This window comes from Sphingobacterium sp. UBA5789 (assembly GCF_002418355.1).
Lineage (GTDB): Bacteria > Bacteroidota > Bacteroidia > Sphingobacteriales > Sphingobacteriaceae > Sphingobacterium.
Genome location: NZ_DIDX01000001.1, coordinates 664,932 through 678,979 on the forward strand (window position 1 = coordinate 664,932; position 14,048 = coordinate 678,979).

The following is a 14,048-nucleotide window of genomic DNA, read 5'->3' on the forward strand; positions in this document are numbered from 1 at the left end:
TCTAATTTCACCGCAGGTGTTTTCATAAAATTTCATAGGTGTATAATTTGATTTTCAATGGTCATATGGAATATCCAAACTATATTCATTGGTATTAGTACAGCCTGTACTACATGGATATTTCATTTGTATACCTTACCTTTGCCGTGATATGGCAATAGTAAAACCTTCATTGGCTAAAGGCACGCGTGATTTTTCACCGGCCGAAATGGAAAAGCGTAATTATATTTTTAATACCCTGAAGTCCGTGTTTCGCAAGTATGGATATCAGGAAATTCAGACACCTTCTTTTGAAAATTTACAGACATTGACCGGGAAGTACGGCGATGAAGGTGATAAATTGATTTTTAAGATCCTGAATTCGGGAGATTACCTCAGTAAAGCCCCGGATGCTCTTTTAGCTGAAAAAGCTTCTAATAGTCTGATTCCGCATCTTTCGGAAAAAGCATTGCGATATGATCTGACGGTGCCATTTGCCCGTTATGTGGTCATGCGTCAGCATGAAATCAGCCTTCCATTCAAACGTTTCCAGATCCAGCCGGTATGGCGTGCAGATCGTCCGCAACGCGGGCGCTACCGTGAATTTTATCAGTGTGATGTAGATGTTGTCGGTTCAGAAAGTCTGTTAAATGAAGCAGAATTTATTCTGATCTATCAGGAAGCGCTGTGCGCACTGGGACTCAAAGATTTTGCAATCAAGATCAATAACCGGAAGATTCTTTCGGGAATAACGGAAATAATCGGTAAACCGGAGCTTATCGTGGATATGACTGTTGCCATTGATAAGCTGGATAAGATAGGTCTGGATGGTGTCAATAAAGAGTTGCTGGAAAGAGGATTTACAGAAGCTGATCTTGCTATCCTGCGCCCGATCATTTTACTCGAAGGATCTACTGCTTCTAAAATAGAGCAGCTTCGTTTGGTGCTGGCAAAATCCGAAACAGGACTACGTGGAGTGTCAGAACTGGAAGAAGTATTTTCATACCTTAACCAGTTGGATGTATCTGGTGAAGTATATGACAAATATGTAGAACTGGACATCACATTGGCCCGTGGTCTTAATTATTATACAGGTTGCATATTTGAAGTAAAAACAAACGAAGTGACGATGGGCAGCATCGGCGGCGGAGGCCGTTACGATGACCTGACCGGAATGTTTGGTCTGAAAGGACTGACCGGTGTGGGCGTGTCTTTCGGGGCAGATCGTATATACGATGTGTTGGAAGAGCTGGACCTGTATCCGAAGCATGAATCAGATAATACCAGATTGTTAATCATCAATTTTGACAAATCTATCGAAGCATTTACACTTCCTTTATTAAACAGGTTACGTCAGGCAGGGATCGCTGCAGAGCTATATCCTCAGGCTGTCAAACTCAAAAAACAGATGAGCTATGCAGATGATAAACGTATACCTTACGTGCTTTTGGTAGGGGAGGAAGAAGTAAATACCGGACAGCTTTCTTTAAAAAATATGAACAGCGGTGAGCAGCAAAAACTTTCAGAACAAGAAATAACAGCTTTATTGAGTGATTAGATAAGGGGTGACTCCGTAATTGGAACAGATGAATAGATCAGTTACGAATCTCTCCAAAAATAAATCTTTCAGCTGGAAGTAAATCATCCGATTTTGAAAAGCGACCATTTGAGAAAATATCAAATGGTCGCTTTGATTTTACGGGAAATATTCAAATGGAATTCTGCTGTTATGAAGCTGTTAAATTTTGTTAATCAATCGTGCAGAGCGTAATTAGAATGTTTTTACACTGTAATAAAATTGCAGTCTATGACAAAAATGTTGTAAATATTGATTAGATTTGTAGTCAGTTAAGTCAGAAATTCAATACTTGAAAATGAGTTCAACACCTATAACAAAAGAGACATATTTAGAGTGGTATAAATCCATGCTACTCATGCGTAAATTCGAAGAAAAAGCTGGTCAGCTTTACGGTCAACAAAAAATTCGTGGATTCTGTCACCTTTATATCGGTCAGGAAGCAGTAGTCGCTGGTACCATGTCGGTAATCGGTCCTGAAGATTCATTGATCACGGCATATCGTGACCATGCTCACGCATTAGCTAAGGGCGTATCTGCAGATGCTTGTATGGCTGAATTATATGGTAAAGCAACTGGATGTTCAAAAGGTAAAGGTGGTTCTATGCACTTTTTCTCTAAAGAGCACAAATTTATGGGTGGCCACGGTATCGTAGGTGGTCAGATTCCTTTAGGTGCAGGTATTGCATTCGCTGAGATGTACAATGGTACAAAAAATGTTAACGTATGTTACATGGGGGACGGAGCTGTTCGTCAGGGAGCTTTCAACGAGACCCTGAACATGGCTATGTTGTGGAAACTTCCTGTGATTTTTGTTTGTGAAAACAATGGTTATGCAATGGGAACTTCTGTACAGCGTACTACTAATATGATCGACATCTACAAAATGGGACATGGTTTTGACATGCCTTCAGCAGCTGTTGACGGAATGGACGTAGTAGCGGTTCACAATGCTATGGACGAAGCTGTTCAACGTGCACGTGCAGGCGAAGGCCCGACTTTCCTGGAAATCCGTACTTACCGTTACAAAGGACACTCTATGTCAGATCCTGCTAAATACCGTACTAAAGAAGAATTAGAAGAGTATAAAGGCCGTGATCCGTTGTTGTCTACTAAACATGCGATTCTGGAAAATAAATATGCTGATGATGCCTGGTTTGCAGAGGTGGAAGCTGATGTGAAAAAAGTGGTAGAAGATTCTGTGAAATTTGCAGAAGAGTCTCCATATCCGGATGCTTCAGAAATCTATAATGATGTTTACGTACAGGAGGATTATCCTTTTGTAATGGATTAATTGATAATTACTTTAACTAAATATAACGAAGCAAACAAATGGCTGAAGTAGTAAAAATGCCTAAAATGAGTGACACCATGACTGAAGGTGTTATCGCAAAATGGCACAAAAAAGTTGGTGACAAAGTAAATTCTGGAGATCTTGTTGCAGAGATTGAAACAGATAAAGCTACAATGGACTTCGAATCTTATCAGGAAGGAACATTGTTATATATCGGACCCAAAGAAGGTGAAGCTGTAGCTGTGGATGCAGTGATCGCTGTACTTGGGGAAGAAGGAGAAGATTTTCAGGCATTGCTTGACGGATCTTCAGACGCTTCTGCTGCTCCTGCAGAGGAGAAAAAAGAAGAAGCTAAAGAAGAAACAGCTACATCAGAAGAATCTTCTTCAGCAAGTGTGTCTGCAGAAGACCTTGGTGTAACTGTGATCACAATGCCGTTGCTGAGTGATACCATGACTGAAGGTGTCATTGCACAGTGGAACTTTAAAGTTGGAGATACCATCAAATCTGATGATGCTATTGCTGATGTGGAAACGGATAAAGCGACCATGGAAGTAACAGCATATGCGGACGGTACTTTATTATATGTTGGTCTTGAAGCCGGACAGGCAGCGAAAGTAAATGATATCATTGCTATCGTAGGTCCTGCAGGAACAGACGTAACACCTTTACTGAATCAAAAATCTGCAGCTCCTAAAGCTGAATCAAAAGAAAGCAAAAAAGAAGAAGCACCTAAAGCTGCTGCTGAAAGTGCTTCTGTTGAAACTGCTGGTTCTTCTGCTGATGATTCAAGAGTGAAAGCTTCTCCTTTAGCGCGTAAGATTGCTAAAGAAAAAGGAATCAACCTGAATGATGTAAAGGGTTCTGCAGATGGTGGACGTATTGTAAAGAAAGATGTTGAATCATTCGTACCTTCTGCGAAGCCTGCTGCAGCACCTGCAAGTACAGGAGCAGCGCCTGCTACAGAATCTAAAACAATCACATTGCCAACATATGTAGGCGAAGAGAAATATACAGAACAGCCGGTATCGCAAATGCGTAAAACAATTGCACGTCGCCTGTCTGAAAGTTTATTTACAGCTCCACACTTCTATCTGACTATCAGCATCGATATGGATAATGCTATCGCTGCCAGAACGCAGATTAATGAGGTAGCTCCTGTAAAAGTATCCTTTAATGATATTGTTATCAAAGCTGCTGCTGTAGCCTTGAAAAAACATCCTGCTGTAAACTCATCATGGGGTGGTGACAAAATCAGATTCAATGAGCATACAAACATTGGTGTTGCAATCGCTGTTGAAGATGGTTTGTTAGTTCCTGTTGTCCGTTTTGCAGATGGTAAATCATTATCCCACATCTCTACTGAGGTTAAGGATTTTGCACAAAGAGCGAAGTCTAAAAAATTACAGCCTTCAGATTGGGAAGGTTCTACATTTACGGTATCCAATCTGGGTATGTTTGGTATTGATGAATTTACTTCTATCATCAATTCTCCGGATGGAGCAATCCTTTCTGTAGGAGCAATCCAGGCTATACCTGTTGTTAAGAACGGAGCTGTAGTACCGGGTAACATTATGAAACTTACTTTGGGATGTGATCACAGAGTAGTGGATGGTGCAACCGGAGCCGCGTTTTTACAAACATTAAAATCATTGATCGAAAATCCGGTAAGATTATTAGCGTAATCCGGACCTGTCAACACATAAATAAGAGCCACTTTAGCAATAAAGTGGCTCTTTTATTTGCCCATTACATACTAAATTGTTATTTTTTGGCATTATAGATATATACCTCAAAAATTTAAAGAAAAACTTGTGAAATTGATTGTTGCGAAAGTCCTATTAGGTTTAAGTGTTATGAGTTTGATCGGCTGCACATCTGCCGAAGAACGTAAAATTAAAGAAGAAAAAAATCAGGCAGAACAGGATAGTATAAGGCTTCTGTATAACCCGAATGAAGCGGATAAGGCAGTGGATGCTTTTATGCAGAATCTTCATAAAAAGGCTGGTTTCAATGGTAATGTGCTGGTAGCAAAGAAAGGCAAGATCATATATGAAAAATCATTTGGATGGGCTAATTATTTATTAAAGGATAGCTTAAATATTCAATCTCAATTTGAACTTGCTTCCGTTACTAAGCCAATGACATCAATTGCAATCCTCAAACTGGTAGAGGAAGGAAAGTTAAAGCTGGATCAGACAGTAAATGATTTTTTTCCGGATTTTCCTTATGAAGGAATTACAGTAAAAATGCTGTTGACGCACCGTTCGGGACTTCCGAATTATGTCTATTTTGCCGACGGTGTATGGAAGGATAAAAAGAAAGGGATGAGTAATATGGATGCGATCCGTTTGCTGACGGAGCATAAACCGGGAAGATACGGTAAACCGGACGGCCGTTTCCATTATAACAACAGCAATTTTATGGTGTTGGGGGCTATCATAGAAAAAGTTTCTAAACAGGATTATGCTGTATTTCTAAAGGAGAATGTATTTGATCCTGCAGGAATGAAACATACTGCAGCTTATTCCAAAGCTGTTTACGAAAAAATACCTGTCAAAGTAATTGGACATGATAAGATATGGAGAAGATCTGTTGTACAGAATTTTCTGGATGGACCGTTGGGAGATAAAGGAATTTACAGTACAGTAGAGGATATGTTTCTTCTGGATATTGCATTGAGGGAAGGCCGGTTGTTAAAACAGGAAACATTGGATTCCGCATATGTACCACGCAATGACCCAAATAAAAAGGGTGCATTCGGATATGGATACGGATGGAGGACATTTAATCATAATGATCAACAGGTGGTGTATCATACAGGATGGTGGCACGGATTTCGCAATCTGTATGTACGTGATCTGAAAAATGATGTAACCATTGTATTATTGTCTAATATGACCAACGGTAGTCTGGTCAAACTGGATGAATTGTACAAAATCCTGGGAATGCCAATCCTTCGGAAGAATGCATATAATGCAGATGGCGATTTTATGGTAGACTAATGCAAACAGATAGGAGAATCGTATGAAAAAAACATTAATAATAGGTGCCAGTACTAATCCGGAACGCTATTCATATAAAGCCGCTCATATGCTGACAAGGTTTGGGCATGATATTGTAAATGTAGGTTTGAAGAAAGGTGTCGTAGCTGAACAGGCAATAGAACCGGCAGAGACTATACATACCGATATTGATACTATAACCATGTACATGGGTGCTCAAAATCAAAAACCTTTATACGACTACATCCTGAAGACTGCTCCCCGACGTATTGTCTTTAATCCAGGAGCGGAAAACAGCGAGCTGGCTCAACTGGCAGAACAAAAAGGTATAGAGGTAGAAAATGCATGTACATTGGTTCTGTTAAGTACAGGACAGTATTAACGATTTTTGAATTGGAGTGTATACATCCGTATATGTCTCTAAAGAATAAAGGTCTGCCGATTATCCCGGCAGACCTTTTTTTATAAGATATCCTGACCTGAATTTTGGGTCTTAATACAGATGGTTTTTTATCCATCCGGGAATAGCTTGGGCCTTTATATATACCGGTGCGGACACCGGCAAACGCTTTAGCTGCGTCTGTTAGTGTCTCCACCAACAGTATAGTGGTGAAGTGGCACTAAGTAGCAGAAGTATATGGTTGTCATATCAGTCTTTAACCTCTCTCCCGGAAAACCGGGATCTCTCCTTGGAGAGTTCGGTTTAACCTTTATTCTTCCTCTGGCGCAAGCATGAGTGTAGCGGTGCTTGTGTCTCTACCCTTTGTATCAGGATGGATTGGAGTCACCCTCTTTTGTGTAATCCGAAGGATTAGACCCAAAATGCTTTTTAAACTCTTTGCTGAAATACTTCCGGTCGCTGAATCCTACTTCATAGGCAACTTCCGTAATAGAATATAATCCTGTCTTTAACATTTTAGCCGCCTGATTCATTCTTACCGATTTGATAAAATTAATCAACGAGAGGTTAGTGATAGCTTTCAGCTTTTTGTGAAGTACCGGCTGACTCATACCCAGCTCCCTGCAGAGAAATTCTACTGAAAGATTTTCGTTGGGAAGATTGTCAATAATGATTTTTATAGCCTTGCTCAAAAGTTCGTCTTCCTGCTGTTTATTCTTTGACCGCTTCTCAATAAATTTGTCCAGACTGAACGATTTCCGGTTCTTTTCTGCCAAAGTGAGGAGATTGCGGATGGTGAGCAATACATAATCTCTGTCAAAAGGTTTGGTAATATATGCATCTGCTCCTTGTTCTAACCCTTTGATCTGTTTATCGATACTTCCTAATGCTGTGAGCAGGATAATAGGGATATGGCTTGTTTTGGGTTCTGATTTGAGCTTGCTGCACAAATCCAGACCTGATAATCCGGGCATCATAATATCACTTAGAATAAGATCAGGTATTTCTTCTTCAGCCTTGGCTGCACCATCCAGTCCGTTGTATGAAACATACACCCGATATAGACCGGACAACATATCAACCAGTAAATTGCTCAATTCCGGATTGTCTTCTATGATCAATATAGAAAGATTACTGTGCTCCTCTACAGGGTTTCGGTTATGACTTTCAAAAGGTACTACAGCAAAGATTTTGTCTTTGTGGAGGATATTTACATTATTTTGCTTTTCAAAATGTTCCGTTCCTTTTTGCAGTTTGATTGTGAAGATGATTTTTGCCTGATAGCTGTTGACTTCCTGCTGCTGATGTACCTGTATGTGTCCGCCATGCAATTGTACAATATGTCTGGATAATGCTAACCCTATACCTGTCCCGTCATAATTAATCTGACTGTCGGTTGTGCGAAAGTATTGTTCAAAGATTTTGTCAAGGCTGTCCTCAGGTATGGGCAGACCGGTATTGCTGATATTAATCTCTACCTCTTTCTGATCCTGTGTCAATGCAATAGCAACTTCCCCTCCGATATTGCTGTATTTAATGGCATTGGAGATCAGATTGTAAATAACTTTTTCAAATTGAATGCGGTCAAAGTAGACATCTGTTTCCATGTTGTCCATCTGCGTGGTAAAGAGTAAGTCTTTTTCCTGTGCAAGTTCGGTGAAAACATTGCTGATTTCTACCAGGAAAGTCTGGAGACCATAATTGTAGACATTCAATTGCAGTGTATTCTCTTCTATTTTTCTAAAGTCTAAAAGTTCGTTGATTAGAGATAAGAGCCGGTTCGTGTTTTTCTCAATACCAAGTAATTTATGTTGTACATCCTGCGAAACAGCTGAACTCTTTAGTAATTGCTTTAGCGGATGGATGATAAGTGTCAATGGAGTACGTATCTCGTGTGATATGTAAGAAAAGAAATTGATCTTCGCATACTGATCTTTTTCTGACTTTATCAGAAGAGCACGTTCTATAAGAAATCTGTTGAGGAAATATATAATCGCAACCAGTATCAGGAAGTAAAGTAAATAAGCCCACCAGGTCTTCCAGAAGGGCGGATGAATGGTAACAGATAGGAAACTGACATCGGACCATATGCCATCATTATTAGCACCTTTGATCAGAAGCGTGTAACTGCCCGGACTCAGATTCATGTATGTAGCAGTCGGAATATCTGTGTAAATCCAGTCTGGATCCAGTTCTTTTATTTTGTATGCGAAGTGATTCTTCTCAGAACGATCAAAATTAAGGAGTGCAAAATCAAGAGCGAAAACATTCTGATCATACCTGAAATCCAAATGTCTTATCTGACTGATTTCTTTATTCAGAAGCTGAGTTTTATCTCCGATATATACGGGATTATTGAAAAGACGAAGATTTGTGAAAAATACTTTTTGCTTCTTACTGTTATAAATGATTTTGGAAGGATCAAATCTTACCAATCCATTTAGTGTACCGAAAAAAAGCTCTCTATCCTTGCTTATCAGATATGAATTTTCATTGAACTCATCAGAAGGGAGGCCATCGGTGATGGTCAACAGATGCTCCTCCTTGGTTTTGAGGTTATAGGAAATTAATCCTTTTTGTGTAGTTATCCAAAGATTATTTCCGGCTTTGATCACACTTAAAAACGTGGATACGTTTTTGACAGGAACAAATGAAATACTTTTTTTGGCGATGTCGTATCGTATTATTTTACCGGTATTACTGGCGCACCATGCGATATTCTCTTCTACAGACAGGCTCTTTATGGAGATGTCTTTTGTTCCCTCCACAAGTGAAAAATGATCCTGCGACGCCCGTTTTATATAAAGGCCTGAGGTGCTGCTTACCAGAAGATCCTGATGAGCTGTTTCTAAAATGTTGGTGACAAAAAGCTTTTCAATTTCAGGATATGTTTTGCTGATTTTTCGGTTGGATTCGTCATACAGATAGAAGCCGGCATTCGTTCCTATCCAGAGGTTGTCCCTGCTGTCTTTGCATATGGCATATACATTGTTGATAAAGTTCACTCTTCTCTTTTCATCTAGTAGAAAAATATCAACATGACCTGTTTTTTTGTTTAGTATATTGAATCCGCCATTGTAAGTCCCGATGTAGATACGGTCGTTATGCAGAAAAACATCCTTAACAAGGTTGGATGATAATTCTTTATTAATAGTTTTAATAGATCCGTCGGACTTGCTTATAAAATTTAGCCCTTCTTCTTCTGTCCCGACCCAGTAACCGTCCTCATCCTCAGCCAGACTACTGATAATATTGCTGCTGATCGAATGGGTCATTCCCATCGGTTTATAGATATAAAAAGGGTTTTTGGAAGGATAGATCAGGTTAATTCCACCATAATAAGTACCCACCCACATAATTTGTTGCCGATCCCTGTAGATATCATAGATGGAATTCTGGCTCAGGCTGGATGGATTATCGATCTGATGTTTGTAGGTCTTTAGCTGCTGGCTTTGCACATGGAGAGCGGTCAATCCTTTAAGAGTACCTATCAAGAGCTGTCCGTCATCGTCATAAATCAGCTTTCGGATCCGATTGCTGGTTAGTATAGAATTCTTTTCATTCCATTCCTTAAAAGATTGATCTTTTTTATTATATAAAATCACTCCTGAATCAAATGTCCCAAACCAAATATGGCCATTGTCTATTAGCATGCTGGTGATATAATCCTTATGCTCTTTGTATACCTTTTGAACAACAGCCGCCAGCATATGACTTTTCCACCTGGTATCAAATTCATATACAGCATCTATAGAACTGATAAGCACATTTTTAGTTCTATGATCTTGCGTAATTGCTTTTATATGTTGTCCTTTTAGAAATTGACGGCATAAGGTATCTTTTTGATGGATGGAGATGAGATTTAATCCTTTGTCGGTTCCGATAAGAATATCCGAATTGTGCAATACCCGAATGGTGGTGATATTCGTGCTGGTCAGATTTTGGGTCTGCGGATAAAATTTTCCGACCTCCTGATTATAAATAAAAAGACCGGTTCCTGTGCCAATAATAATATTATTATTCGAGTCGACTGCCAGAGCTGTAATATAAGGATTACCCTTAAGATAATTTCCACCTACGTACGATTCAAATTTGACGGCATCATATTTATAAAGCTGAGATCCACCTCCTATCCACATAAATCCGTTCCTGTCCTGGACTATAGTTAGAATAGGCGTTCGGTACAATCCCTTTTTCTGATGGAGATGATTGAATTGTATCGGATTCTGAGCGGTACATAAAGTAACACCAACCCCTGAGAGCATACCCCATATAACAAGTATATGAGCAAAGACTTTTTTTGTCATTTCCATGGAGATAAATGTTGTCATAGATTTTTACGGAATCGATGTACTACTGTAGATTTATGCTGTAAATCTACGTTTTAATGAATTACTACCCCTATATTTTTTAAAAAATACCCCTTCTGCACTAAGGTTGCGTTCTAATTTTGGACTATAAGCCTGGTTATAACTATAACCTATTGACAATTATAAACTAAAACAATTTTTATGAATCACATTTACAAATGGCTCGCCCTATTGTGGCTGATCAGTATGTCTGTTATTACATTTGCGCAGCAAAAAGTAACAGTCAAAGGAACGGTAAAAGATACCCAGGGTCTCGCTTTGGCAGGAGTGACTGTATCTGTAAAAGGTACAAATGTGGCTACATCAACTACCGCTGAAGGGAATTACCAGATCCTGGTAAACCCCAATGATGTCCTGATCTATAAGTATGTAGGACAAAATGCAGTGGAAGAATCTGTTAACGGACGTGTCCAAATCAACGTAACGCTATCTGGGTCGGAATCTGTCATAGATGAAGTCGTCGTCGTAGGTTACGGGACACAATCTAAAGCAAAGCTCTTAGGATCTGTAAGTACGGTAGATTCCAAACAGATCGAAAACAGACCTGTGACGAATGTATCTACCGCTTTGAGCGGTCTGGCTTCTGGTGTGCAAGTGAAACAAAGTACCGGCCGCCCGGGGAGTGACGGTGCTAATATCCGGATCAGAGGGGTAGGAACGATGAATAACTCCAGCGCACTTGTCGTTATTGACGGTATTGTCGGAACAATGGATGCGGTGAATCCAAATGATATCGAAAGTATCTCTATACTGAAAGATGCTTCATCTGCTTCTATATATGGAACACGTTCTGCCAATGGAGTAATCCTGATCACAACTAAAAAAGGTAAAGCAAATCAGAAAACGCAGCTTAGCTACTCCGGTATCATGTCCAGAACAACTCCTATGGGGAGCCCGAAATTTGTGTCAGATTATGCAACGCATATGGAGCTGATGAATGAGGGAACTTTTAACTCAGGGGTATCAGCTAAATATGCTCAGTCCACTATAGATCTATGGAGAAAGGCTAATGCCGATCCCAATGGTGTATTGGCTCCTTCCGGATTGCCGAATCATATAGCTTATCCTAATACCGACTGGACAGATTGGATTTATAGTCAAAACTGGATTCAGAGTCATAATATTTCCGCTGTAGGAGGTTCTGAGACGACGACATATGCTATTTCAGGAAGGCTCTTTGATAATCCCGGTATTATGAAGAATACGGGTGCAAAGAAATATGAACTTAGAACAAATATCAGTACGAAGATCGGTGATATGATAACTGTGGGAACGAATACGTTCGCTTCTATAGAAAACAGAGATAAAGCTGCAGTACCTACACTTTATAATTTTCTGAGACAATCAACACCGGGTGTATACCCGATGTATGATGGCAAATTCGGAGGTGCAGTAGCGAGTGAAGAGTCTGTGCAGTTGAACAACCTTTTACAATATCTGTACGATCCGCGGGGGATGGATAAAGTTTCCAACTTTAACTCCACTCTGTTTGCAAATGTAAACCTGATGAAAGGATTAACGTTTGAAACAAAGCTAAACTATCAAACCCGTTTCCGTGAAGAAACAGCGAACAGTATGCCTTCGGACAAATATAGTTTTGCGACCAATTCAATTGTTTTTCCGGGTAATACAACAGCTAACCTGACTTTATCACAATCTTTTAATAAGGACTATACTGTCACTATTGATAATGTATTGCGTTATCAAACGGCTATTGATAAACATAATATCGGAGCATTGATCGGACATAATGAATTTGAATTCAAGTACTATACATTCTCTGCTACTAAAAAGGGAGTGATAGATCCTACTATTACAAATATTGGTACGGGTAATGAAATGTCTGATATTACCGGAAATGAGTATGCATATGGAATGCGTTCATTTTTCGGAAGACTTAATTATGATTATGACGGACGGTATCTGGTTGAATTTAATCTGAGACGTGATGGCTCTTCCAAATTTGGGAAAGACAGACAATACGGTACATTCCCGTCAGTTGGTCTGGGATGGAATGTTTCCAGAGAACCTTTTATGGCAAGAGTTGAACCCTATTTTCAGAATATTAAATTAAGAGGTTCATGGGGTAAGCTGGGTAATGACCGGAATAATGCAGATCCTAATCTTGAAAACTACTTTCCTGCAAAAGCTTTCTACGGCAATACGCAATATTCCTTCGGAGGAACGCAGGTCGGAGCTTTGGAACTTAGCCGTTTCGGTAACTCATTGTTAGGCTGGGAAGAGACAGAAAATAAAGAAGTAGGTCTGGAGTTTTCTACATTTAAAAATAAAGCATATGTAGAATTGAGTTACTACAACAAACTGACTTCTGGAATCCTCATTCCTGAACAATTGCCACTGACGACAGGTACAACCGGAGCTCCGATCGTGAATTCGGCATCTATGAAAAATTCAGGTATAGAACTGAATGTTATGTGGAAAGATAAGATTGGCGAAGTACGGTACAATATCGGTGGTAATATCGCCTACAATAAAAGTTTTGTCGAGAAATTAAAGGGACAATTAGTAAGAGGTTGGTCGGAGGTGAATGGTGTAAATACATATACATCAAATATCGGGAATGTCTCTAATGCTGTCGGAGCAAACCAACGAAATCTGGAGGGGCATCTTTTCCAGGAGTATTTTTTAAGAAAAAGATATAATGGAGACGGAAGTTATTATAATGGAGACGGATCAGTAAATGTGACTGGTGGTCCCCGCGACGGAATGATTCGTACAGAAGACGATTACAAATGGGCACAGGCGATGCAGGCCGCAGGATACAAATTTGCTCCGGTCAATGTATTAGGGAAATCACAATTGTACTATGGTGATTTTATCTATGCGGATCTGAATGGAGATAAGGTATATGGTGATGTAAATGATCAGGATTTTACAAACACATCTAATATTCCGAAATATGTATATGGTATAAGTCTTGGTTTTGAATATAAAGGCTTTGATCTGCAGATGATATGGGCCGGAGAAGGAAAATTGCAGTATTACTGGAATGATGAAGGATACAATAACAATATTGTCAGGGATGGGAATGCTATTTCACAGCGTATTGCTGAAGATCATTATTTCTACGATCCTGCCAATCCTTCGGATCCCAGAACCAATATCAACGGAAAATTTGCCAGATTGAAATATAACGGTGAAGCGATAAATAATGCTGCAAATGATTTCTATCTATATGATGCCGATTACATCAAGCTTCGCAATCTGCAGATCGGATACACCTTTAACAATAAACTTACGGAGCGTTTGCGTATCCGGAATCTGAGAGTTTATTTTTCAGGAGAAAACTTGCTGATGTTTACCAAATTCCCGGGAGCTGACCCTGAGATAGGTGCAGGAGCCAATTATCCTACAATGAAGCAATATGCTTTTGGTCTAAACTTTGGATTTTAAAAATGAATGT

7 protein-coding genes are annotated in these 14,048 nt (G+C 39.6%); 6 read left to right on the forward strand and 1 reads right to left on the reverse strand.

Annotation, left to right across the window (positions count from 1 at the left end):
- Positions 1-151 precede the first annotated feature (151 nt).
- The 5 genes from hisS (at position 152) to B4B65_RS02930 (ending at position 6,236) form a co-directional block, all read left to right on the forward strand.
- Entirely contained in the window at positions 152-1,537 is a 1,386-nt protein-coding gene (gene hisS / locus B4B65_RS02910; protein ID WP_293913243.1) for a histidine--tRNA ligase, read from the forward strand.
- A 316-nt stretch (positions 1,538-1,853) separates the two neighbouring features.
- Positions 1,854-2,849 carry a pyruvate dehydrogenase (acetyl-transferring) E1 component subunit alpha gene (pdhA, locus tag B4B65_RS02915; protein ID WP_003008570.1) on the forward strand — a complete coding sequence of 332 codons (996 nt, stop codon included), beginning with the start codon at positions 1,854-1,856 and terminating at the stop codon, positions 2,847-2,849.
- Between the two features lie 38 nt (positions 2,850-2,887).
- Positions 2,888-4,534 carry a 2-oxo acid dehydrogenase subunit E2 gene (locus B4B65_RS02920; protein ID WP_293913244.1) on the forward strand — a complete coding sequence of 549 codons (1,647 nt, stop codon included), beginning with the start codon at positions 2,888-2,890 and terminating at the stop codon, positions 4,532-4,534.
- 129 nt (positions 4,535-4,663) lie between these two features.
- Positions 4,664-5,854 (forward strand): serine hydrolase domain-containing protein, encoded by a 1,191-nt coding sequence (locus tag B4B65_RS02925; RefSeq protein ID WP_293913245.1) that lies wholly within the window; start codon positions 4,664-4,666, stop codon positions 5,852-5,854.
- Between the two features lie 22 nt (positions 5,855-5,876).
- The gene (locus tag B4B65_RS02930) at positions 5,877-6,236 is read left to right on the forward strand and encodes a CoA-binding protein (RefSeq protein WP_201681417.1); all 360 of its coding nucleotides are present in this window, start codon (positions 5,877-5,879) and stop codon (positions 6,234-6,236) included.
- A gap of 386 nt (positions 6,237-6,622) precedes the next feature.
- Here B4B65_RS02930 and B4B65_RS02935 read toward each other — a convergent pair whose 3' ends face one another.
- On the reverse strand, positions 6,623-10,585 hold the full coding sequence (locus B4B65_RS02935) for a hybrid sensor histidine kinase/response regulator transcription factor (protein ID WP_293913246.1): 3,963 nt from the start codon (positions 10,583-10,585) through the stop codon (positions 6,623-6,625).
- Positions 10,586-10,765: 180 nt separating this feature from the next.
- On the opposite strand from B4B65_RS02935, the gene B4B65_RS02940 reads away from it, so the two are divergent.
- Positions 10,766-14,038, forward strand: coding sequence for a SusC/RagA family TonB-linked outer membrane protein (locus B4B65_RS02940; RefSeq protein WP_293913247.1), 3,273 nt, complete (start codon positions 10,766-10,768; stop codon positions 14,036-14,038).
- Positions 14,039-14,048: the final 10 nt, after the last annotated feature.